The 22,191-nt window shown below is 62.6% G+C and carries 28 protein-coding genes and 1 pseudogene; 4 read left to right on the forward strand and 25 right to left on the reverse strand.

Features of this window, described 5'->3' with window-relative positions:
* Positions 1 to 44: 44 nt before the first annotated feature.
* The 9 genes from QN084_RS07070 to QN084_RS07110 all read right to left on the reverse strand — a co-directional run bounded on the left by QN084_RS07070 (position 45) and on the right by QN084_RS07110 (position 5,273).
* Complete coding sequence (locus tag QN084_RS07070) at positions 45 to 530, reverse strand: SRPBCC family protein (RefSeq protein WP_069696131.1); 486 nt, start codon at positions 528 to 530, stop codon at positions 45 to 47.
* Positions 531 to 613: 83 nt separating this feature from the next.
* Positions 614 to 985, reverse strand: a complete 372-nt coding sequence (locus QN084_RS07075; RefSeq protein ID WP_069696132.1) for a hypothetical protein — start codon at positions 983 to 985, stop codon at positions 614 to 616.
* A 115-nt stretch (positions 986 to 1,100) separates the two neighbouring features.
* The gene (locus tag QN084_RS07080) at positions 1,101 to 1,436 is read right to left on the reverse strand and encodes a PRC-barrel domain-containing protein (protein ID WP_021473472.1); all 336 of its coding nucleotides are present in this window, start codon (positions 1,434 to 1,436) and stop codon (positions 1,101 to 1,103) included.
* Entirely contained in the window at positions 1,423 to 1,845 is a 423-nt protein-coding gene (locus QN084_RS07085) for a hypothetical protein (protein ID WP_031216841.1), read from the reverse strand. Before QN084_RS07085 ends, QN084_RS07080 begins: the two co-directional genes overlap by 14 nt.
* Entirely contained in the window at positions 1,845 to 3,074 is a 1,230-nt protein-coding gene (locus tag QN084_RS07090) for an Nramp family divalent metal transporter (protein WP_069696133.1), read from the reverse strand. Before QN084_RS07090 ends, QN084_RS07085 begins: the two co-directional genes overlap by 1 nt.
* On the reverse strand, positions 3,071 to 3,526 hold the full coding sequence (locus tag QN084_RS07095) for a hypothetical protein (RefSeq protein WP_139126872.1): 456 nt from the start codon (positions 3,524 to 3,526) through the stop codon (positions 3,071 to 3,073). Before QN084_RS07095 ends, QN084_RS07090 begins: the two co-directional genes overlap by 4 nt.
* 26 nt (positions 3,527 to 3,552) lie before the next feature.
* A complete protein-coding gene (locus QN084_RS07100) occupies positions 3,553 to 3,756 on the reverse strand; it encodes a hypothetical protein (RefSeq protein WP_021473476.1) in 204 nt (67 codons plus the stop codon).
* Between the two features lie 355 nt (positions 3,757 to 4,111).
* Complete coding sequence (locus tag QN084_RS07105) at positions 4,112 to 4,270, reverse strand: hypothetical protein (RefSeq protein WP_017200690.1); 159 nt, start codon at positions 4,268 to 4,270, stop codon at positions 4,112 to 4,114.
* A gap of 268 nt (positions 4,271 to 4,538) precedes the next feature.
* Complete coding sequence (locus QN084_RS07110) at positions 4,539 to 5,273, reverse strand: NUDIX hydrolase (RefSeq protein ID WP_069696135.1); 735 nt, start codon at positions 5,271 to 5,273, stop codon at positions 4,539 to 4,541.
* Between the two features lie 105 nt (positions 5,274 to 5,378).
* On the opposite strand from QN084_RS07110, the gene QN084_RS07115 reads away from it, so the two are divergent.
* Positions 5,379 to 6,404 carry an SPFH domain-containing protein gene (locus tag QN084_RS07115; RefSeq protein ID WP_062097980.1) on the forward strand — a complete coding sequence of 342 codons (1,026 nt, stop codon included), beginning with the start codon at positions 5,379 to 5,381 and terminating at the stop codon, positions 6,402 to 6,404.
* A 10-nt stretch (positions 6,405 to 6,414) separates the two neighbouring features.
* Positions 6,415 to 7,317, forward strand: a complete 903-nt coding sequence (locus tag QN084_RS07120) for a diacylglycerol kinase catalytic domain-containing protein (protein WP_069696845.1) — start codon at positions 6,415 to 6,417, stop codon at positions 7,315 to 7,317.
* Here QN084_RS07120 and QN084_RS07125 read toward each other — a convergent pair.
* Entirely contained in the window at positions 7,314 to 7,847 is a 534-nt protein-coding gene (locus tag QN084_RS07125; protein WP_259362696.1) for a hypothetical protein, read from the reverse strand. The genes QN084_RS07120 and QN084_RS07125 overlap by 4 nt on opposite strands.
* 144 nt (positions 7,848 to 7,991) lie before the next feature.
* Positions 7,992 to 8,462: pseudogene (locus tag QN084_RS24020) on the reverse strand (helix-turn-helix domain-containing protein); the annotation flags it as partial.
* Between QN084_RS24020 and QN084_RS07130 the strand changes: the two are divergent.
* Both QN084_RS07130 and ggt read left to right on the forward strand, forming a co-directional pair.
* On the forward strand, positions 8,368 to 9,312 hold the full coding sequence (locus QN084_RS07130) for a patatin-like phospholipase family protein (RefSeq protein ID WP_021473482.1): 945 nt from the start codon (positions 8,368 to 8,370) through the stop codon (positions 9,310 to 9,312). The pseudogene QN084_RS24020 and the gene QN084_RS07130 overlap by 95 nt on opposite strands.
* A 104-nt stretch (positions 9,313 to 9,416) precedes the next feature.
* Positions 9,417 to 11,282 carry a gamma-glutamyltransferase gene (ggt, locus tag QN084_RS07135; protein WP_069696138.1) on the forward strand — a complete coding sequence of 622 codons (1,866 nt, stop codon included), beginning with the start codon at positions 9,417 to 9,419 and terminating at the stop codon, positions 11,280 to 11,282.
* 35 nt (positions 11,283 to 11,317) lie between these two features.
* Here the strand turns inward: ggt and QN084_RS07140 are convergent, their stop codons facing one another.
* The 14 genes from QN084_RS07140 to QN084_RS07205 form a co-directional block, all read right to left on the reverse strand.
* The gene (locus QN084_RS07140; RefSeq protein WP_139126873.1) at positions 11,318 to 11,500 is read right to left on the reverse strand and encodes a hypothetical protein; all 183 of its coding nucleotides are present in this window, start codon (positions 11,498 to 11,500) and stop codon (positions 11,318 to 11,320) included.
* Positions 11,501 to 11,542: 42 nt separating this feature from the next.
* Positions 11,543 to 12,238, reverse strand: a complete 696-nt coding sequence (locus QN084_RS07145) for a hypothetical protein (RefSeq protein ID WP_069696139.1) — start codon at positions 12,236 to 12,238, stop codon at positions 11,543 to 11,545.
* Positions 12,239 to 12,955, reverse strand: a complete 717-nt coding sequence (locus QN084_RS07150) for a hypothetical protein (RefSeq protein WP_285751427.1) — start codon at positions 12,953 to 12,955, stop codon at positions 12,239 to 12,241.
* Positions 12,956 to 12,960: 5 nt separating this feature from the next.
* Positions 12,961 to 13,671, reverse strand: a complete 711-nt coding sequence (locus QN084_RS07155) for an ABC transporter ATP-binding protein (protein WP_069696141.1) — start codon at positions 13,669 to 13,671, stop codon at positions 12,961 to 12,963.
* Positions 13,668 to 15,272 carry a daptide biosynthesis intramembrane metalloprotease gene (mpaP, locus tag QN084_RS07160; protein WP_228145600.1) on the reverse strand — a complete coding sequence of 535 codons (1,605 nt, stop codon included), beginning with the start codon at positions 15,270 to 15,272 and terminating at the stop codon, positions 13,668 to 13,670. Before mpaP ends, QN084_RS07155 begins: the two co-directional genes overlap by 4 nt.
* 50 nt (positions 15,273 to 15,322) lie before the next feature.
* Positions 15,323 to 16,522, reverse strand: a complete 1,200-nt coding sequence (locus tag QN084_RS07165; protein WP_069696143.1) for a YcaO-like family protein — start codon at positions 16,520 to 16,522, stop codon at positions 15,323 to 15,325.
* The gene (gene mpaM / locus QN084_RS07170; protein ID WP_062098001.1) at positions 16,519 to 17,337 is read right to left on the reverse strand and encodes a daptide-type RiPP biosynthesis methyltransferase; all 819 of its coding nucleotides are present in this window, start codon (positions 17,335 to 17,337) and stop codon (positions 16,519 to 16,521) included. Before mpaM ends, QN084_RS07165 begins: the two co-directional genes overlap by 4 nt.
* Positions 17,338 to 17,418: 81 nt before the next feature.
* Positions 17,419 to 17,544: a daptide-type RiPP gene (locus QN084_RS07175; protein ID WP_021473490.1), complete on the reverse strand. Its 126-nt coding sequence runs from the start codon at positions 17,542 to 17,544 to the stop codon at positions 17,419 to 17,421.
* Positions 17,545 to 17,589: 45 nt separating this feature from the next.
* Positions 17,590 to 17,715, reverse strand: coding sequence for a daptide-type RiPP (locus QN084_RS07180; RefSeq protein ID WP_021473491.1), 126 nt, complete (start codon positions 17,713 to 17,715; stop codon positions 17,590 to 17,592).
* A gap of 53 nt (positions 17,716 to 17,768) precedes the next feature.
* Positions 17,769 to 17,909, reverse strand: coding sequence for a hypothetical protein (locus QN084_RS07185; protein ID WP_021473492.1), 141 nt, complete (start codon positions 17,907 to 17,909; stop codon positions 17,769 to 17,771).
* Between the two features lie 74 nt (positions 17,910 to 17,983).
* Positions 17,984 to 19,087, reverse strand: a complete 1,104-nt coding sequence (gene mpaC, locus QN084_RS07190; RefSeq protein ID WP_228145601.1) for a daptide-type RiPP biosynthesis dehydogenase — start codon at positions 19,085 to 19,087, stop codon at positions 17,984 to 17,986.
* 47 nt (positions 19,088 to 19,134) lie between these two features.
* Positions 19,135 to 20,400 (reverse strand): daptide-type RiPP biosynthesis aminotransferase, encoded by a 1,266-nt coding sequence (mpaD, locus tag QN084_RS07195; protein WP_069696144.1) that lies wholly within the window; start codon positions 20,398 to 20,400, stop codon positions 19,135 to 19,137.
* Positions 20,400 to 21,446: a daptide biosynthesis RiPP recognition protein gene (mpaB, locus tag QN084_RS07200; protein WP_259362700.1), complete on the reverse strand. Its 1,047-nt coding sequence runs from the start codon at positions 21,444 to 21,446 to the stop codon at positions 20,400 to 20,402. Before mpaB ends, mpaD begins: the two co-directional genes overlap by 1 nt.
* 173 nt (positions 21,447 to 21,619) lie before the next feature.
* A complete protein-coding gene (locus tag QN084_RS07205; protein WP_069696145.1) occupies positions 21,620 to 22,132 on the reverse strand; it encodes a hypothetical protein in 513 nt (170 codons plus the stop codon).
* Positions 22,133 to 22,191 lie beyond the last annotated feature (59 nt).

The raw sequence follows: 22,191 nt of genomic DNA on the forward strand, positions 1-22,191 counted from the left end.
GGTGAAGGCCGGCCGGATCGCCGGCCGGCCTTCACCGCGCTGCATCAGACCAGCGGTCCTCCGGCTTCATCTACATCCCCGCCGGAGATGGTGCCACGCCAACCACCGGTTTCGTGCCCTTGGGCTTCGATGAACTTCTTGAATTTGTCCAGGTCCGCGCCAACGCGCAGACTGTCGGCTCCAACGGCTGACCCTGCCTTTTCGGCGAGCGTGTCCGGTTCCCACACGATTTCCACGTTGACGCGGGTCCTGCCGGCGTCGAGCGGTTCGAAGGTCACCGAGCCGCCGTTGCGGGGGCCGTCCACGCTGGCCCAGCTCACCAGGGAGTCCGGAACCTGGTCAATGATCTGGGCGTTGTAGTCGCGCTTCACGCCTCCCACATTGGTGGAGAAGTGCAGTGCCGTGTCATCGATCTGCCGCACGGCTTCCACACCGTTCATGAACTCCGGGAAGCTCTCAAACTGGGTCCACTGGTTGTAGGCCACGGAAACAGGGACATCTACTTCAATTGATTTGTTGACGGTAGCCATGGATTTTGCTCCTTCTTTTCCGTCGAATGCGGGGTGCCTTGCGGTCGCGTGCCTCGTGGTCGCGTGCCTTGTGCGTCCGGGGCTTAGCCTGCGTTGAAGTCTTCTTGGTCGTCGTCGTTCGGCGCCTGCTCCTGGGGAAGGTCGGTGCCGCTGCCGTCCGGCAGGTCCTCTGCGTCGGGTTGCAGGTTCTGTTCCTGGAGGGACTGCTCATCTGTCCCGCCGAAACGGCCTGCGCCCGGTTCGCCGGAGCTGTCCGAATCTTCCGGATCCAAGTGGCTGAGGTTCGGGGCGCCGGTTGCGTAGGTCTCGCCGTCGGGGCTGTCCTGGCTCAAACCGGCGTCGCTCAGGTCTTCTTCTACACGGGGCTGGGCCTGTCCTCCGCCAGCTTCCTGCTCTGCCGTCGGGGTGCCGTAGCCGCCTACTTCTTCTTCAGGTGTGGCGTTCTGACTGTCCATGAGACCTGTCCTTTCCAACGGTTAATGGAACACTTCGAATTTATAAGCATACTTAGCTGTTTGTCCATGCCGGAAGGTCTTAGTCAGTAAACTTATTACTTCTTTGCGTCATCGGCTACCGTGTCAGGCCGGATTCGTACGGGGTGAAGTCGGACCGCAGCCGCACTGACTTCGGCCCCATCAGCGCAATGTCCTCCCACAGCACCAGGAACGAACCGCGGTGCCGCCACCGGAGCAGTTGGGCTATGGGCCAAGGCTGGGTGAGGTTCTGCCGCTCGAATCCCAGGAACGACGACGCCGTGCGGGGACTGACAATAATGCCCACCAAGCGCGCCTTGCTCAGCAGCGGGCCGGGAGCAGCATCCAGCGCGAAACGGACGTCCGACACCTCGCCGAGCCGTTTTCCGCTGCTGTCCAGCACGTCAATTCCCAGCATGTCAGTCAGGATCATGGCGGCCTCCCGGAATGCGGCCAATGACGTGGTTCCGCAGCCAGCGCTCCACCCACGATGCGTCCAGGGAATCCGAGCGGACCCCCACGGAGATGACGGTCCCCACGCCTGACACAACATCCCACGGGATACGGATCAGCCGGCTCGACGGCGGCCTGCCGCCAAAGATCCGCGTACCCAGCACCGGCCCTGTCAGCAGCGCAGTGATATGCGGCGGGTCGGTACCCGGCGGGATCGGCTGGTCCGGTTCGGGGCCGCTCAACTCAATGTCGTCCACAGTGGTGACGGGTACGTCGTCGACGTCCAGAACCTGGCGGTCCAGCAGGTGCAGCCGGGCGTCAAGGACCAGCCCGGCGGGAACGGGCGGCGGCTTCAAACGGCTCGTATCCAGCCCTCGGTTCTTTGCCATTACGCCCCCGCTCCCGTGGCAATCATGAGGGGAATCGCCGCAATCGACGCCACCAGGATGATGACCAGATAGACCATTCCGGCAATATTCACCGGCCGCTTATTGACGTGTTCGCCCATGTACTGGGGGTCATTTGCCACGATCAGGATGGGCAGGTACGTCAGCGGGAGGGCAATGGCCGAGAAGACCACCGAGTATTCCGTCACCAGGATCGGATCGACCCCTGTCATCAGCACCGCCACTCCCGCCAGCAGCACCACGATCATGGACATGTGGAACCGGGCTGCTTGCGCCGGACGCCGGAACTTCCCCCACGACCAGCCGAAGTACTGCGCCAAGGTGTAGCCGCTGGAAAGTGTCGTCTCCAATGCCGCTCCGAACGTTGCCGCCACGATGCCCACAATCAGGACGGCCAAAGCGATTTGCCCGCCCGCTTGCGCTACCGGCACAGCCACCTGCGACAGCGTCGTTACGCTGATGCCGGCGGGGAGAAGAACGACGGCGGCGCACCCGGCGATTGCGAGCGAAAGGAAACCGCCAAGCGGGAAGCCCAGCAGGACATTAAGCCGCGATTGCGCCAGGTCTTTCACCTTCCACTTTTCTTCCACGGCACCCGAAGAGAAGAAGAAAACCTCATACGGGGTCATGGCCGCACCGAAGAGGGCAATGGCGTAGTACCAGTACGTTCCGGCCTTCTCTTCGTGGGAAACAGAGGGGGTAAAGATCTGCGATGCCAAGGCACCCCAGTCCGGCTTGAGGAGGAATAAAGCCACTGCGAAGACCACCAGTGAGAGGCCCACCAGGCCCGTCACGTTCTCCATGATCTTGAACTTCACCCACCAGATCACCAGCCACACAGCCAGCAAAGCCACGGGAACCCACAAGAGATAGGCAACGCCGCTTGCCAATTGCAGGGCCAGGGCAATGCCGCCTATTTCGGCAGTGACCGTCATGAGGTTGATGAGGAAGGAAGCACCGAGGTTCGCCAGCCCGGCGCGGGCTCCCATCCGTTCCCGGATCACTTCGAATGTGGCCCTTCCCGACACCGCAGCGACCCGGCCGGACATGTTGGCAAAGAGGCAGATTCCTACTACTCCCACAAGCACCACCCACGCCAGCGAGAGCCCAAAGCGCGAGCCCACCACGGCATTGGTGACCAAATCCCCGATGTCGACGAAGCCCCCGATCGCTGTCAGGATGCCGAGTGCAACACCGAGGAGCCGTTTCACTGTATGCCGGCCTTGGTCATGAGGGCGTCGAGCTGGTCCGAGGCCCTGTGCAATTCATCGAGCACGGGCATCAAGTGGGATGGGTCGCTTCCGATCCTGCCCTCTTCCGGGCCGCCTTGCGGCGCCGCCAGGGCATCACGGGCGTGGATCAACGCACGGGAAATTGTTGCGAAAGCGGCAAGAACGTCATCCCGGAGGTCCTGGTCATCTCCGTTACTGGCAGACGTGCCTTGGACGTCCTTGGTAGCCGAGTCGACTTGCTTCAGCATGTCGTCAGCCGCAGTTGAGCCGGCCGCCGCCGTCGTGTGGCCCTTGAGTCGCAACTCCACGGCCATGGCCGTTGTCCTGGCAGCAGCGGAGGCGTCTTTCATTGGCCCCTCAAGGGCCTGCGTCGAGGGGCTTTCCGAGCAACTGGAAACGACTCCGACCAGCAACGCGAATGTCAGGAGCACCTTGAAAGCATGCTTCCACAAGCAGCTCACGACGGCTGCGGCACCTCGCATCCACCTTGCGGATCAAGCCCCGTGTAATTCAGCGGTCCGGCAACAATGTTGAGGGCGATCGTGGCGAACTGTGAGCACTGCGCCGGTGGCGCGTTGTAATATCCCCGCTGCCCCGCAGCTATTGCACCGATGACCAACCACACCACTACGATCAGCCCGAGAATTGATCCGATACGCATTTTCCACCTCAATCAAAAGAATGGATAAACCCGGAACCGGGCGGATTATGGGCGAAGCCGTGGGCGATTATCCACCCACGGCTTCGAAGCCCCGATCAATCCGTCGGATTAGGTTCAGTAGTTAAGCTGCGGTCGTCCGCAGTCTTTGCATCTTTTTCCTCAGCCGGTCCCGGCGGAGTCGCAGACTTGTTCGCTCCGGCGTCGGCAGCGTCGTCCGGATCTCCCCCGGCCCCACCGTCCGCCGGCACTTGCGCGCTGGCGAGGGGTGTTCCGAGATCCCGCGGGATCGGATGGCCAGGGGTTGTTACTCCGTCATGGATGTGGCTAAGGCCCCCAGATTCCACTGGGTCCGAGGTCATACGCGCGACCGCCCCCGTCCCAAAACCCATCCAATGAGGGCAAGAACAAGAAGGATAATTCCTACCCACAGCAGGAAACTAAGGGCCTGGTTGAATCCACCCACCAGCAGCAGGATGATCGCAATGACTCCGGCGATGATCAATAGTGTGTTCATGTAGCTACGCATCCCTTCAAACAAATTTCTGTCCAGTTAGGAAGGCATCCGCCGGGACCCCAAATGAAGTCCCACCCCATACCAACGGGCACCAACGGAGAATGTTCTCCTTATTCCGTACCTACCCATAATGGCTATGGTTCAAACAGAGCAACCACTACGGGAAGCACGTGCACAGCTTCATAATAAGCACGCTTTGTGTTTTGGCGAAGTGATTTGATGCCGAACATTTTTCGAGGCGGATCACCCTGTCAATGCGTTTCCCCGCCTACACCCTCGGGCGCATCAACGGCGGGTTCAGCACCGCCCGGGTGGGGTGCCCCGCCGTCGAACGCGCCTCCTCCGCGAGCCTGAAGAGTGCCGCCGGCCTGCCCGCATCGCCCGCGGTCATGCGCCCTGTGTCCTCAAGGAAGCCGGGCGTGCCGGTGGCCTTGCGATGGAAGTTTCGCGGGTCCAGGCGGGTCCCCCAAACGGCCTCGTAGACAGCGCGCAATTGGGCGATGGTGAACTCTTCGCCGCAGAACGCGGCGCCCAAAGGCGAGTACTCCAACTTGGCCCTGGCCCGCTCCACGGCATCTTCCAGGATCTGCGCGTGGTCGAAGGCCAAATCCACCTCGCCATTGGCCACGCGTTCCACCGGATACCACGCCGCTTGCTCGGCGTCGCTGCCGGCGGACAGGACGGGAAAGTCGGGCGCCAGCAGAAGGTGCGCCACGGTGAGGACGTCGCCACGGGGGTCACGACCCTTGGGGCCGTAGCTCGCCAACTGCTCCAAATAGCCTGGCAAACGTTCGACGCCGGTTTCCTCGCCCAGTTCGCGGATCGCTGCTTCCACGAGGTCCTCGCCGGGCAGGACGAAACCACCGGGGAGGGCGAGCCGCCCGCGGAAGGGCTCGATGAGGCGGGTGATGAGGAGGACGCAGAGCTCACCGCCGCGGACGGTAAGGGCAACGATGTCCACCGCGACGGGGAAGCTCGCGGGTGCTGGAACAGCTTGTGTCATGCGGCAATCCTACGGCATTTATCGTCATGTTGACATTAATAGTTCCAGCGCCCTAGAGTGTGGTTATCGTCAGATAGACGATAACTCTTCAAATCAAGGAGCATCATGGCAACCATCAAGCGATACCCCTGGATCAGCCACTTCCTCGGCAGCCCCACCGGCTACGTCGTGCACCTGCAAAAGGGCGCGGTGAAGCACCAAGGAGTGGGCCAGGCGTTCTGGTTCCGGCCCGTGAATTCCGTGCTCAGCGAAGTGCCGGTGGACGACCAGGAACTCCCCACCCTCTTCCACGCCATCACCCGGGACCACCAGGACGTCACAGTGCAGGCCAACGTCACCTACCGGTTCGTGGATCCTGTGGCGGTGTCGACTCGGCTCGACTTTGGCCTGCAAACACCGGGGTCCGCGCCGGCAACGGGACGCGAGCAGGTCTCCACCATCATCGGGCAGCTCTGCCAGAGCCACGCGATCGACCAGATTGCCGCCACCACCTTGGCCGAAGCCTTGGAACGCGGCGTCAGCCAGCTGCGGATAGTGCTCACCGAAGCCCTCCGCGCAGACGCCCGGCTGCAATCCACCGGCATCGAAATCCTCGGGGTGCAGGTCCTGGCAGTCCGGCCCGAGTCCGACGTCGAACGTGCCTTGCAGACGCCGGTCCGCGAGCAGCTGCAAGCCGAAGCGGACCGGGCTGTCTACGAAAGGCGCGCGGTCGCCGTCGAACGTGAACGCACCATCTCCGAAAACGAGATGGCCAGCCAAATCGAACTGGCCGTTCGGCGCGAGAACCTCGTGGCGCAGGAGGGCGTTAACGCCCGTCGGGCAGCGGAGGAAAAGGCCGCAGCCGGCCTCATCGAGGCCCAGGGTTCGGCCGAGCGCAAGGGCATCGGCGCTGCGGCCGAAGCCAACCAGATCCGGCTGGTGGGTGAAGCAGCTGCCGCACGTGAAGCTGCCACCATGGAGGTCTACCGGGGCATGGAACAGTCCACGCTGCTTGCCCTCGCCCTGCGGGACGCAGCCGGTTCGCTGCCAAACATCGGCAACTTGACCATCACCCCGGACCTCCTCAGCGGAGCCCTGGCCGGACTGTTCAAGGATCAGAACGGACAAGCGCCGGCACCGGCCGCCAAGTAAGGATCAGACCATGGCAACTCCACGCATCGTCATCGTCCACAGGCGTACCGAACTCCAGGAACTCCTGGACCGCCACTCGACCCGCGGACAGGCTGAGTTCTTCCTCCGGACCCGTGGCCGAAGCCTCGAAGAAGTTCAGCAGCGCCACGACCACCTCACCGCAGCCCTCGCCACCGTGCGGGGAGCGGTCCCGGCCGAATGGCGGCAAGCCGAAGTGGAGCGGGCCGACCTCAGCCGTTTCCTCCTGACAGCAGAGGACATCATCGTGGCCGTGGGCCAGGACGGTCTGGTGGCCAATGCCGCCAAGTACCTTTCCGGGCAACCGGTCATCGGCGTGGATCCGGAGCCTGGAGCCAATCCCGGCGTCCTGGTGCGGCACACGCCCGCGGCGGCAGCGGCCATGATCCGCGCCGGCGACCCGAACCGCCTGCGCTGCCTGGACCTCACCACCGTGACGGCAACGCTCGACGACGGGCAGCAGCTTTCGGCGCTCAACGAGATTTTCGTGGGGCACACCTCCCACCAGTCCGCCAGGTACCAGTTGACGGCGCCAAGTTTTACAAGTTCCGGTGGTCAAACCGAGCGGCAGTCCTCATCGGGATTGATCGTCTCCACCGGCACCGGAGCCACCGGCTGGTGCGCCTCAATCGCACTGGAACGCGGCGGCAGGGCCCTGCCCGCACCGACTGACCCGACGCTTGCGTGGTTTGTCCGCGAAGCCTGGCCGTCGCCCGTTACGGGAGCTTCCCTCACTGAAGGCCTCCTGCAAGCCGGCGAAGTCCTCCGCATCACCGTCGCATCGGACCAACTGGTGGTGTTCGGCGACGGCATGGAAGATGACCGCCTGATCGCCTCATGGGGGCAGGAAATCACAGTGCAGGCAGGGCAGCGGCCGCTGCGGCTGGTGGTTTAGCGGGCGAGGTTGGCAGCGGTTAGTTTGGTACTGTCCGCAGGAAACCCTGTTGAGGTACATCTGCGTGAAGGCGGCCAGCCACGGATTGCGTAGTCTTCCAAGAGTTTCCGCAGGACTCTCCTACCGGCTGACTGCTCCCGTGTTGCCATTGACTCAGCCAAATCCAGGGCAATGGCAGCTACAGGAACTCCGTTGCGGAGTCCCTCTTCAAAGTCGATCTCCCGTAGCGTGACATTGCCGTCCTCTGATTCCTCCATGTGGAACGCCGCGGTCATTTCGTCTGCCGTACCCACCGGAACGTAACCGTCCAAAAAACCGTCGCCACCGGCGAGACCGAACACAGCCCCCATACCGGCTGCCCGCATTGCCGCTCCGCCTGTAGGCAGCACGTGTTCCTGCAACTTCCCAACAGCTTCCGTCGTCGCCCGAAACGTTCTGACCGTTGCCCGTTTCCGGGCCGCAACCATGACATCCTCGACGCTGCGGCCCTGCAACGATGTTCGCAAGCGGTAGCGCTCGTGGGGATTCAACCATGGCGCCGCCTCACCGCTCAGGAGCGCTATTGCCGCCCAGGCTGTCTTGGAGCTCCATGCTCGACCGGTCCCCCGCGGTCTATGAAGAGCCCGGTTCAACGAATCACTGCTGATGAGTAGTAATCCACCACCCCGCAGCGTCTTCAGATGACCTTGGCTCACCATATTGCGCACCTGCCGCTGGCTCACGTGAAGACGTTCAGCGACTTCTGCGGTTGTGAGATAGGTCGACACCATAGACAGAAGACTACCGCGAGGGGAAGTCTTTTGTGTATACAAAATACTTCCCCGCGCGGAATATATTTGTGCACTGTCGGCTCGATGTGATGTTCGCGTCCCACGCCCACTCCCCGCTCCCAGCCCGGCAGTGCTAGCATTCCCATGATCGTGAGAACCAAGCAGGAGGTGAGACCCATGTACGCAGTATCCGCAATGGGCGCTCCCCCGCAGCCCACGATTCCGCGACGCAAGTAGTCGCCACCGGGAGCGCCAATCCTCTTTCGTGAAGGACTCTCCCATGAACACAACGCTTTCCCAAGACATCACGCGTGCCCGGGCCTTGGTGCTCGGTGGCGGAGGTTCCACCGGCAATGCCTGGTTGATCGGCGTCATCGCCGGTCTGGCGGACGCGGGCCTCGATGTCACCAACGCCGACCTCACCATCGGCACATCGGCCGGCTCAACCGCTGCCGCCCAAATCAGTGGCGCTCCTATCGCTGAGTTGTATGCCGCAACCGTTCAAGCTCCCACCAGCCGGACGTCGGCGCCTGCCGATCCCCGTCCCGCGCCCGCCAATCTCCGTCCCGCGCCCGCCAAGGGCAGGGACGTATCTGACCACATGGAACGGACTGCCCGGATCATCGCCTCTTCCGCGGATCCTGCAGACATGCGACGCCGGATGGGCGCTGCGGCGCTCGAACTGCAAGCCGCGTTGGCCCCTTCCACACAGGAACGATGGCGCGCAACGGTAGCGGCCAGACTTCCCCGGCAGGAATGGCCGCAACAGCAAATCCTCATCACAGCCGTTGATGCAGGCACCGGCGAACCTGTCGGCTTCGGCAACAACAGCGGGGTGGACCTGGTTGACGCCGTCGCAGCCAGTTGCGCCAGCGGCTTCGCATACAGGATCGGCAGCGCAGACTATATCGACGGCGGCTACCGCTCCAACGCTGAAAATGCGGACCTTGCGGCTGGTTTCAGGAGAGTGCTGGTCCTGTCGCCTTTCGGTGGTCGAACCCGGACTCCTGAAGCGTGGAAGCAGGACCTCGCCTCCCACATCGAGGTTCTGCGAGCCGGCGGCAACCAAGTGGAGACGATTCTCCCCGCCGTTGAGTCGGAACATCTGTTCGGTGCCAACGCCATGGATTTCTCCCTCCGTCCGGCCGCAGCGGTGGCAGGCTTTGAACAAGGAAAAAGCTTGGCCAGCGGGCTTTCCGGGTTCTGGAAAGGGCCCCTCACTTAGCCCCTGACCAGCCGGGAGTCAACCGTTGTCCCTCCCGAAGCCCCGGAGTAGGGTGGCCGGACCGCCAACCCTCAACAAACTCTGGGTAATTTCTGGGAGACACCATGAGACTTAAGAGACGTCAGTTTGCCGCGGCCATTGCCGCGTTGGCACTTAGTGTAAGCAGCGCAGCAGTGGCCAGTCCGGCTTTCGCGGACCCCCGGCAGACCGAAAAGAACCCCACGGCCACGGGCTACGGCGGCGCCGTCAGCACGGTGGATCCGGAGGCATCCGCAGCGGCCATCGAAGTATTGAAGCGGGGCGGCAACGCGGCCGACGCAGCGGTCGCTGCTGCTGCCACCCTCGGCGTAACTGAGCCCTACAGCGCCGGCATCGGCGGTGGCGGCTACTTCGTCTACTACGACGCCAAGACCGGTGAAGTCGGAACCATAGACGGCCGCGAAACGGCACCTGCGGCAATGCCCCATGATGCGTTCATCAATCCTGCTACCGGCGAGCCCTACAAATTCACGCCGGATCTGGTCACCAGCGGCGTCTCTGTTGGCGTCCCAGGTACTGCGGCTACATGGGAACGCGCTTTGGAACGGTGGGGAACCTTGGGCCTGGACGAGGCCCTGAAACCGGCCATCAAGGTCGCCAACCGTGGCTTCGTGGTGGATGAGACTTTCCGTCAGCAGACCGAGGACAACAAGGCACGGTTCAGCAACTTCACCTCCACACAGCAACTCTTCCTCCCCGGCGGTGAGTCTCCCGCCGTCGGAAGTATCTTCAAGAACCCCGAGCTGGCGGCAACATACCGCCTGCTTGCCAAGGAGGGGACAAGCGCGTTCTATAACGGCCCGCTGGCTGAGGAAATCGCTGCCACGGTCCAGGCGCCGCCCAAGGTAGGGGAACCCACCCTGCCTGTGCCTGTTGGTTTCATGACTACCCAGGACCTGGCCGACTACAAAGTCCTGAACCAGGACCCGACGCACATGAAGTACCGGGGTTACGACGTCTACGGCATGGCACCGTCAAGCAGCGGTGGCACCACAGTCGGCGAGGCGCTGAACATTCTTGAGCCGTTCAATCTCAGCGAGATGCAGCCCACGGATGCGCTGCACCATTACTTTGAGGCGAGCGCCTTGGCGTTCGCCGACCGTGGTGCCTACGTGGGTGATCCAGCGTTCGTTGATGTTCCAACGGACGCCCTGCTGGACCCGGCCTTCGGCAAGGAACGCTCTTGCCTGATCAACCCGACGGCGGCGGCAACAAAGCCTGTAAAACCCGGGGACGTAGAGAATTACGACGGCGCGTGCCCGGCTTCCGCTGCGCCGCTCGCTGATGAGACGGACACCGAGAACATCTCCACCACCAACCTGACGGTCGCTGACAAGTGGGGCAACGTGGTGGAGTACACGCTGACAATCGAGCAAACAGGAGGATCGGGCATTGTTGTTCCGGGCCGGGGATTCCTGCTGAACAACGAGTTGACGGACTTCAGCACGGTCTACGACCCCGAGGACCCGAACCGCATTGAACCAGGCAAGCGGCCACGGTCATCGATGTCGCCCACCATCATCCTGGCTGAGGGCAAGCCGTTCCTGGCCCTCGGTTCGCCGGGTGGTTCAACGATCATCACCACCGTGCTTCAGACGATATTGAACCGGGTCGATTTGGGCATGGACATTTCGGAAGCCCTGGCAGCTCCCCGGGCAGCCCAACGAAACACGGCAACGGTGACAGCCGAACCGGCATTCATACAGAGTTACGGATCCCAGCTCACCGCCCTTGGCCACGAACTGGTCCCGGCCGGAGACGCCTTCACATCCGCAGCCGAGATTGGTGCTGCCACGGCCATCGAGTTCCGTGAAGACGGCAAGCTCGTTGCCGTGGCGGAGCCGGAGCGGCGGGGTGGTGGATCGGCCATGGTGGTTTCGTCCGGTGACCAGCCGTCGAATGGCCACGGGAAGGGCCCGAAGTCCAAGTAGTCCTACAGGTTGAAACCCGGGAAGCCAGGGCAGGCCTATTCACGGTCCGCTCTGGCTTCCTCCCGTGAACGCCATAGTGCTCCAAGAGCGCCCAGAGAGCAGATGACCCCCGTCAGTAACGGCCACACCGAGCCGCTTTGATTGGAGAAAAGGGCGTACACGGCATAAGCGCCCAAGAGTAGGGCCAGCATGAGCCATACGAGTGATGTGTGATTCATGGTTCGTTCCTTTCGCGGCTTAGGTCCAGCGGCAGATGGGGTCTAGCGAAGGTCGCGGTGGGAGAAAACGGCCCCGGCGGAGCCGAGCAACAGCACCAGCCAGCACAGCGACCCCAGGAGCGGCATGGAGTTGATGCGTCCTTCTGCAACGCTGGTGGACCACTCCGATGTCAGCACCGGGAAGAAGAATCCGGTGGTTATTCCCGCACCAGCAAGGAACTCGGGGAGGGCAAGAGTCAACGGGACCACGAAGAATGCCACCAGATGATCACGGACAAGGGATCCGACGGCAAAGCCCCACATGGAACCCACAGCAGCGACGCCCGCAAACGCCCCGGCCGCAAAGAAGCTGGTTGGGTGTCCGCCGAGCAGGAGCATGATGAGCACCAGCACTGTTCCTACTGTGCCGCCCGCGAGCATCGATGCAAGAAATGTGGAAGCTGCCCGGGATGCAAAAATCGGTGCTCGGCTGAACAGGAGGACCCTCCGGTGCAAGGAACCGTGACGGAAATCAGCCGTAAAGGCGAAGGATCCCAGCACCGCCCCGACCGTGAGCATCACCGACAGCGCCGGTCCCAGAAGGGCAGCACCCAGCTGACCGACACGTACCTCATGTGCCAGGCTGGAAACGATGGGTATGGCAATCAGGCCCACCGCAATGAGGGCAGCGATACCCGCGCCCCGCCACAGCCAGGGTCTGCTGAGCTCAGCGGACAAGACGGATCCCAGAGGAAACACTCAGAGCTCCTTCCGGCCGAGTACCAACACCGCGCCAACGCCCGAAAGGGCAATCCACGCCAGGAAGACCAAGGACGCTTGAATGGGCGGCAATAAGCCCTCGAACGGCACCGAGCTGATCCCGGCCAAGGCACCGGAAGGAAGCCAGCGGGCCACCTCGGTGGAATTTGCCAGCAGGGGTAATTCCACGGCTAACGGGACCAACATCGCCGCTACCGTGGTGGCGTAGTAGTGACGGATGATCCAGCCAAGCGAACAACCCCATACCCCACCGAGTACCGAGGCAAGCAGGACGCCCGGAAGAAACCGCCAGGCATCGGGAACCAGCACTCCTGCCCGGGCTTCGGGTATGGACCACAGCATCAGGCTCGCTGCCCACAGTCCAGTCCCCGCCAACGCAACGATCAGTGCCACAGCAACGGCAGCAGCGTACTTGATCAGCACCAGCCGGGTCAGGCCGCACATCACCACACTGCGCTTGAGTGTTCCGTAATAGGCCTCCCGTGACACTACGTAGCTACCCGCGAAGACACTCACTATCGCCATGGTTGCCGCCAAAGCCCAGAAGATCCGGGCGTTCTCAACGACGGTCAGGCCACCAGCGGTGCTCGGCCAGCCGAGGAAGTTGCTGACGAACCACGGAATAAGGATGCTGAAACCTAGTACGCCCACAAAAGAATAGCCACTGAAAAACCTCAACAGCTCCGAACGCAGCATGCCCATCACGGCGCACCCTCCAGGATCCTGAAGTAGGCAGCCTCAAGGCTTCCGTTCCCCACACGTTTTGCCTCGTCGAGGGATCCCTGAAACAACATCCGCCGTTTCAGGACCACTACCTCGTCGGCAACTTGCTCCAGTTCCAGCAGCTGATGGCTTGAGACAAGGACGCTCCCACCAGTGGAAGCAAAGTCCCTGAGGAACCCTCGCAGCCAGTGGATACCTTCGGGGTCCAATCCGTTTGCCGGTTCGTCCAATACCAAGAGTTCCGGGTTGCCAATCAATGCCGAAGCGATCCCCAGCCGCTGCTTCATGCCCAGTGAGTAGTCCTTGACCTTCCTGTTGGCCTGCGCCGTCAGGTCCACTTGGGCAAGGACGCGTTCCACGTCCTCCTTGCCAACCCCGGCGGCCATCTGGCAGATACGGAGGTGGCGCCGGCCGGTCAGTCCGTCTTCCACGTCCATTCCGTCCAAATTGACGCCGATTCTGCGGGCCGGCCTGTCCAGCGAGCGATAGTCGGTACCGAACACCTTGGCATTGCCGGATGTCGGATCCAGAAGGCCCGTGAGTCCTGCGAGCGCAGTGCTCTTTCCGGCGCCATTGGGGCCGATCAGCCCCACGACACAGCCGGCGGGAACATCGAAGGTGAGGTCCTCGACAGCAAGCTGCGTTCCACGCCATTTGGTGAATCCGTGAAAACTCGCATGAATTGTCATCTGTTTTCCTTCCCCGCGTTCCCCGGCCACAGGGGAGATGACGTCACTGCATTCCAGAGGTACTCCCCCAAGGTGGTTCTGACGTTGCTGGTCACCTCGGCGCGACCATGGGCGGGCAGGTCAGCATGCGCAGCCCGGATCTCGGCGTCGTAGGCAATGACTGGAACGGTTATGCCCGGCAGGGTCACCGGCGCAATGCTCTCCAGTGGGGCGTTGGCTTCCGACGGCGGCAGCGAACCTACAGTGGCCAGGCCCAGTTCTGTGTGGACTACTGTTCCTTGCGCCTGCAGGCTGACCCTGTCCCCGGCTTCGATCGACGGTAACTTTGAGTCCTTGGGAAAAACGATGCTCAACTGCCCTGCTTCCAACGAATACCCCGCTGCTTGAACAGATGAAACGGGGACGGTGGCGAGCACGGCCGACGTCAAACCAACGCCAAGGAGCAAGGCCAAGGTCCGACGCCAAAGGGTGCTGCCATTCGCGGCGGCAGTTCGGAAGAACCGGACGATGCCCTTGACCGCCAGTATTGCCAGGAGTCCGATGAGCAAGGCCACCGCTGCATGACCCGCCATTCCGAACTGCAGGAAGACCGGAACAAGGCGTTGGAAACCGACCACCACAAAGAAGATTCCAGCGGCGAAACTGGCTAGTCCGAAGAGCGCGAGGAAGCCGGGGCGCGGCACTTTCACGGTGGTGCCAAGAGCGAAGCGGCCCACGATTTCCTCGGCAGCAGCCAGAGACATACGACGCAGATGGGGTATGTCCAGTGCCGACATCAGGGCCACGTATCCGTCCAGTTTGATGAACGGGAAGAGGTTTAGAACGGCGACCGTATAACAAAGCACTCCGTAGAGGAGCAGGCCATCCTTGAGCGGAGAAGTTGCCATGAAGGCCTGGCCACACAGCGCCAAGCTACCCAATCCAACGTGAACCAAAGGACCGGCCAGGGCCACCATCACGCGTTGTTTCCTGGAGGCGAGCCGCCAGCCATCGGTGACATCGCAGAAGAACGCCGGAGACAGGTAGAAGAGCATGATGCCGATGCGTCGGGGTTTGCCCCCAAAGTAGGACAGCGCCAAGCCGTGGCCGAGCTCATGGAGCAGGGTCGAGGCAAACATTGCTGCCGCCACGCCAAGGTACGTTGCCAGGGGAAGCGGTGACGAAAAAAGCCTCACAATGTCCGTCCCGGTAGAGCTCACCACGAGGAGTCCGCCCAGAAGGGAGATGGCCAGCAGCGCCAACGACCCCCTGCGGAGCAGGAACGTCACAACGGGATGGAGGGCAAGGAGCACGCTGCTTGGATCGAACAGCGTCAGTTGAACTGTCAGAGGGGCACGGAACTGGACTCTTCGCGGTGCGTTTCTCCGTGATCCGGCGTCGAAAATTCCGGTCGGCGCAACTCGCTCCACCACGCTTCCCACATCAGACGCAGTCCAGGGAGCACCCAACGTCAGTGCTATCTGACCGGCGTCCTTTTCACCGTCCAGTTCCTTGAGCACAGACGCCACGTCCTGCGAGATCCGTGCCCTCGGCACTCCGTCGAGGGCCACAATCCATGGGCCGGCGTTGTCTACGGGTGGCTCAATGGAAGCATGGGACACCAGCCGGACCGGCCACTGTGGCGCGGCCGTGGTGCGATTCCTTGCGTCCCTCATATCAGCGGATGAGGCATGGTTTGCGAGCGGACGAAACCTGGCCGCTGTGGGGCCAAACTTTTGGTTTCGTCCATGGACAGTTGCACGGCACCGGGACACACCACTTTGCCCGTATGCCAACCGTGGTTCCTGATGGCGGCAGGCAGCCTATGGGACAAGTCCACCCATTGAGGGCTGATGTTCCGGCCGGCAAAGTACGTCGCCAGGTCGCTAACCTCGGACACGTCGAACCCTTCAGGAATCGGAGTCAGCGGAAAGGAACCGACCCATTCCTCCAGCCGTGCAACTGCTGAAGCGGCATTCCAAAAGTCCGCACGCGAGGCGTCATCGGTGACCGAACCGCCGGCGTCAGATGAAGGGCGTCTCGACAGGAACAGCTCCCGTATCTGCAATCCCTCCTGCATGGCTCCCAGCAGCGCTGAACCTGGACCGGCGGCCGCTTTGAGTCCGACTGCCCCGAAGGGAGCTGATTCGTTGACGCCGATGACGAAGCAGGCAGCAACCACCAGGGGTGCCGCGGTCGGGACAAGGGCCAGGGTGAACACCACGCCCTGGGCCAACGCTGCTTCCGTCAGCTCCGCGAAGTTCCTGGCCATGGGTGATTCCGGCAGGCTGCGAATATCTATCTTCTGGAGGGGCGCCCCGGAGTACCAGGAAGTCAGGAACGCATCCCGCTCAATGACCTCCGCCAGGCCGGATGCCTGGGCGAAGGACTGGGAAGGCCCCGAAGCAGCACCGTTGGGCGAGGGGTCAAACAACCGGTCCCATTCGGAGACCGTGGAAGCGCCGGGGCAATAATCAACAACCGGACCCGGAACCCGGGACTCTCCCCCGGTGAGCAGATTCGTAGCGCGGTACCAAGGAAGATCACAGGCAAGCGCTGAAGCGCGGCCCAGCCCTCCGGTAATAAAGTCGATCCGCCGCCCAACGTCGTTCTGCACGTGCAGATGATCGGCATCGGCTGACGCAGGCACCAACGCGTAACGCTCCACGGCCTCGCCGGCGCCCCTCATCAGCGACCGCCGTCGGCTGACATCGAAAGCCCCGACGGCGGAGGCGAACCCTTGTTCGGTGATCTCGCCGTTGGCGAGCATCGCCACGGTCCGCCAGAGTCCGACGTCGTTGGGCGGGTACACCGTGGACTCGGAGACCAGCCCCAGCGCGGGGTCGAGGGTCAGTATGGGGTCCAGGTTCACAGTCCACACACCCAAAGCTCGATGTCTTTCAACGCGGGATTCGGGTTGGCGATGCGGACGGGCCTGCGTTCAAGGACCTTCAGGCCCTCACCCAGGATTTCTTCCTCGATCAACGCGTTGCTGACAAAGGCGACGTCGCTTGCGTACGCGGATGACCGATAGGTCCCGCCTTCGTTGAAGCGAACATGAATCATGGTCACGCGGCGGGAGCCGTTGACGGCGTCCCTGCTTTCTGCGGTGATCAGGAAGGCGTCCTCCCCCAGGGCCGAAACTGTTGGTTCGCCGTCGTAGTGTGCCGCGCCTTGGTGACTGTCCGCGTTGAGGACTGTGAGCAGGAAACGGCCACCGGGACTCATCGCGGTGCGGACCGCCCGGAATAATTGTCTGCGTTCTTCCCTGTCCAGGAGAGTCACGGAACTGGCACCGAGCACGACGCAACCGTAACCGCCGTCGAACTCCAACCGGGACATGTCACCGTTCAGCAGTTCCACCTCCGCCTGCCGCGGGTTGAAGGCCATGGTACGGATTTTCGCGCGGAGCATCTCCAGCATCTCCGGAGAGGAGTCGACGGCGGTGACCGGACGTCCCAGCGGCAACAGGGCACGCGTGATGCGCCCTGATCCGGCCGCCAGTTCCAGAATGGGGCCCGTGGTCCTGCGTGCGGCGGCTTGGATTTCAGGCAGTTCCGTGAGGTCGTTCTCGGTGATCTGGTCATAGAGGCGCGAGCCGGAGACGCTGTAAAGGTCCTCAGGCGGGTCCATATGTCCAAGGATGCGAAGGATGGCGTCTGCGGTTTTGTCAGGAGCGGGGTTCATCAGAGTGTCCTTGGGCAGGTGGTGGGAGCGCACGCGGGCAGTCGAGGAAGGAAACCACCCGCGTGCGCGGCTTGGGGGTGGCTAGGTCGTCGCGATTGCGACGACGACGCCGGCGATGATGATCACGTCACCAACGCGCATGTACCAGGGGGTTTCATCCGGGGTGTCGAGGTTCTCGAGTTCTTCGACCTGGAGTTGAAGTGTCATGCCTGCCTCCTTTCTGTTGCTTGCGGCTAATGAAGTCGCCATTGGCTAGGTGATGCCGACGGCGATGAGTCCCAGGGCCACTCCCTGGGATACGCCGATAAACCAGTTGTTGAAGTCAGGGGTGTCCAAGGCCTCAAGCTCTTGGATGGAAAGATTGAGTTGCTTCTGCATGTTCACCTCCTTCTGTGCTTGTTGGACGGGGTGCCAGCTGAGTTGACGGGATCTCAGGTGATGCCGACGGTGATGGTGATGATGGCCAGGCCAACGGTGATGCCGTGGATCCTTTCGCTCCAGTCATCCGGTACAGCGATGGTTTCCAGCTCCTGAATCCCAAGATCCAAGGGCCTGTGTGCAGTGCTGATCATGTAGTCACCTCCTTTCCCTTGCCGGTGGGTAGTGCCTTACCGCAGGTGCCGAGCGGTAAGCAGTGGGGCGCGGCTCAGGTGAGAGCTGCGCGCAGGACGTGTTGGATTTGGACCGCGCCAATGCCGCGAAGCATGGGGAGCACTCCGCCCCAGTTACGGACGGCGGCAGTGGAGGCATCCTTGATGGTTCCTTCGCTGCAGCCGCTCAACCTCGGGATGTCCCACTGGTGAATGAGTTCGGCAATACCTTTGGAGGGACGCACGTCGAAGGCTTCTTCGCTGTTTGCCGCCGACCAAAGCCTGCGAAGCCGGTCGGCGTCACCCCACGGGAAATTGCCCCGCTCGATTTCCTCCCAGATGGGCGCAATCAGTGGCGCGGTTGCAGCCATCTTCCGGGCGCCGGTCAGGTAGGCCAGTTCGTTGGCCACGTACCAATGCTTGGCGCCGTATGGGTTGCGTCCCGTCAACGACCAGCCGGTGTGGGTTTCCATACTCAGCCGGGCAGCAAGCAGGCGATCCTCGGGCGAGTCCTCTTTCCTCAGTTGTTCCCCTAAGCGAACGATCCGCGCCAGGAGGTGGTGACCGTCGTCGTCGAACATGCTGGCCGTGCTCCCCGCCATGGTTCCGGCCACACGCAGGAAGGCTTCCAATAGTCCTTCCAGTACCAGGCTCCGCGGCAGGGTGGCGAGGTGGCCGGCGTCGAGCACTGCTACGTCTCCGGCCAGCTGGGGTGACGCCAGCAGGCGGCGCCCGACGACGGTGTCCAGGCACGCAACCGCGCTGGCTTCCGCGCCGGTTCCCACTGTGGACGGGAGGAGAACGGTTTTAGGTCGTTTGCTTGTGTAGGGAACGGGCGGCAGCACCAAGAGTCCGGAGCGCTTGACGTGGCGTTCCACGAAAATGGCCAGGCTTGGGTCGGCGGAGAACATGGCTGCGAGCTTGGCCGCGTCCATAATTGATCCGCCGCCCAGCGCCACCACTGTGTCCAGCCGGTGTTCCTGGATGAACCCCACCACCTCACGCAGCGTCACTACATTGACGGGAACTGCATCCAGTGCCAGGACAGCCACTCCCCGGAGGTCACCTTCCAACAACGTGCTTTGATGCGCGGCGAGCGCTGCGTCGACCACCAATCCGACACGTCCGCGGGTCAATGAACCCACGTATTTAGGGCTCATTCCGGACCCCAGGATGACGCAACGTGTCTTCCACGTTCTATCTGCGATCATGCGAAGACCCCGTCCCTGCGAGCTTCAAGGATTCCTTGCGCGATAGCAGCGTGGAGCTCCTGGAAGTCCTCCTCCGTATAGGTCAGGGCCGGAAGGAGCTGGATGCGTCCGGGGCCAGGCTGCACAATGGCGCCAGCGCCATGGATGCGATTTACGACGGCGAGCGTCGCACGTGTGTGGAGCGGCACCCCGGTGTCCGAGTACAGCTTGAGGCCCCGCATGCATCCACGGCCGGTTGATTCGCCAACTCCGTCGATGCCCTGGAGGTCTCGAATCAGTTCATAGAGCCCCACGCTGACGTTGCGGGTGAGCCTTTCATGGCCCACCCATGCCATTTCCCCAATCGTGGCAAGAATCGCTGCGCAGGCGGCAGGTGTGCCGGCTTGGGTTTCACCGTGGACGAAGACCGTTCCGGTGTGGTCAAACGTCTCCGTGACTTTGGTGCCCACCAGGAGTGCAGCACAGGCACTGGTCCCGTTGGTGAGGCCTTTTGATGTGACGATGACATCCGGCGCTTCCGGCCATTCGTCCGTAACGAACCAGGAGTGTATCCGGCCGAAACCCGTCGCTACCTCGTCGGCCACCAGCAGGAAGCCCCGTTCCTCCCTGTGTGCAAGGAGGGCCGTGATGAAGTCTGCGGGTACGGCCTCGGCTCCGGAGCCAAGCACAGGTTCTACTACAACGGCTGCCACACGGTGGCCCTCCCGACGCATCAGGTTCTCCAGCTCGGCTCCGCCGTCATCAAACCTGATGTGGCGGATGTTGCGGGTGTCCACGCCATAGAGGGGCTGCCCAAGATCGTCCCCGCTGAGGCCCTGGCTGCCATACGTCAGACCGTGGTAGCTGCCTCTCAAGCCGACAATCAGTTTCCGCTCGGGTTCACCGATCAATATGCAGTACTGCCTGGCCAGCTTCATGACGGCATCGTTGGCGGCACTTCCGGAGGTTGAGAAAATGACTTTCCCAAAGGGGTGTGCCGGAAGCTGCAGCAGTGCTTCGGCGGCCTCAATGGCGTGGGTGTGTGCGCTGCGGAACAGCGGCAGGTAGGACGCACTCTCCAGTGCTGCGGCCACTGCTTTGGCGATCGCCCGGTTTCCAAATCCCAGGTTGGCGTTCCAGAGCCCGCTTTTCGCGCAAAGCCGGCGTTGGCCGTCCCTAAAGGTGACGTGAACGCCGTCGGCGGCTACTGCCGTATGGGTGTCAGGATTGAAGTCCCGCTGCTCCACCAAGGGCACCCAGAGGGGAAGGCTTGTTCGGGTCATCAGTGGCCGCCCAGGAGATCGATTCCGAGGTGGCCCAGCTGCTCCACGACGGCTTCCGCCGATGATTTCGCGAGCTCCGGGGGTATGCCCATGGAGACTGCGGCGACGCCTGCGGCAGCCTCCACGCCCCTCAGGTTGGAGATGGCTTCAATGAGGACGGCAGCGTCCCGGCCGATGGTGAAGACCCTCCCGGCGGTGGTATCAAGAAGCTTGTATTCCCCCTCCCGTTCCAGGATGAAAGGAGCATTGGGCAGCGGAAGGCCGTGGCTGTCGGGGGCACCGTACAGACTCAACCCGAAGCCCACCAGGCGGGTGCCAGCGCGTTGCTCTGGACCGATGAACTTCCACGCATCCAGCGCGGCCAAGTAGCGCGGAACCCATGGTCTGTTGTTGAGGGCCGCCACGACCTCAGGGGCGTGGGTCAGGGAGGCTATCGAGGACTCGGGCTTGAGCGGCATCGCTCTGGCCCGGATGTCCTGCAGTTCATCGCCGACCCAGCCGATCACGGTTCCACTGGGCCCGTTGAGGATGGTCCCGTTGGCGGTGATGTGGATCCTGGCCAGCGTCGAGTCTGCGTTTCCGTGCCCGGCAAGCAGGGCACGCTCAGACAGTACCGCGTTGACTTCGGTGAGTTGGCGGACAAAGTGGCCGGAGCTGCGGGCTTCATCGGCGTCGTCGAAGAACGACTGCCAGTCATCCTGGCCTGCGAAGCGAATGACTGTAGGACCCACAAGGCTGATGAACGGGACGGCCAGGTAGTCCTGAATTTCGATGCTCAGGGATCCGTCCACCAGGAGTTCTTCGCCTGACTCGTCATAACGGCCCTTGACGGTGACCAGGTCCGGATCGTCGGCGTCGCCATCAATCACCAGGACCACCGAGCCGTCCTCTGCGATCTCCTTCGCATAGGAAGAATGCCCCGCGTTTTCCACGAATACGGTGTGGCCCGGGATCCGTCCCGGAATTCCTGTAACCCATTGATCTACAGCCGCCGCGATGGCTTGTTGCTGACTCAGCGCCAATTCCAACCCCCAATAGTTGTCCATGTTCCGCTGGAGCGACCCGGACGGGCTCGTTCCTGAAAAGGACACTATGGGCGTGGACGGGCTCCACGATCGGGCGGAACCAAATTAGGTGGTGATCCGGAGCAAATTAGGTGGTGGACGGGCCGATCTAGGTGGTGGAAGCGGGTGGTCTAGGTGGTGGGTTTTGGCCCGGTCTAGTGGCCGATCATCTCCAGGCAACCACCGTCCATGATGGGGCCACCGGTCGCCAACTCCGGTTCTCCGTCGTTCGGCATGAAACCGTAGATGCAGCCGCCGCTGCGGACCGCCGCACCAAACCTGACGCCCTTTCCGCCGTCGTCGGTTCGTATGTCCGTCAGGTCGATACTGGTCAGCGCCGCTTCGACGTCGTCGCCGGTGACCGGCCGGGGTACTGCCGCGAGCGCCTTTCTTGCGGGCTCGACGTGCTGGTTAAGCTGCGTCAGCATCTCAGGGGTGAGCTTCCGCCGCTGCCGATACATCTCGTTCTGGGCCATGGCGGTGTCGCCGTCGTAGGCGATGCAATTGGCTTGCTGGGGCTCCGTCCCGGTGGTCGGGCAGGCTGCCGTTGGCGTAGGACTGCCGCTGCTTGGCGTGGTTGTGGCCGGCGCTTCGGCGCAACCCGCCAGAGCAGCAAGTACGACGGCGGCAATCGCCAGAGCGGTGCGGCCCGGTTTTGTCTTCCCCATCCAGGGGACTTTACGTGGTTGTGAGGTTTTCATCCAATGAATTGTCTTAATGTGGATGG

Source organism: Paenarthrobacter sp. R1, assembly GCF_030264015.1.
In the GTDB taxonomy this organism is placed as follows: domain Bacteria; phylum Actinomycetota; class Actinomycetes; order Actinomycetales; family Micrococcaceae; genus Arthrobacter; species Arthrobacter ureafaciens.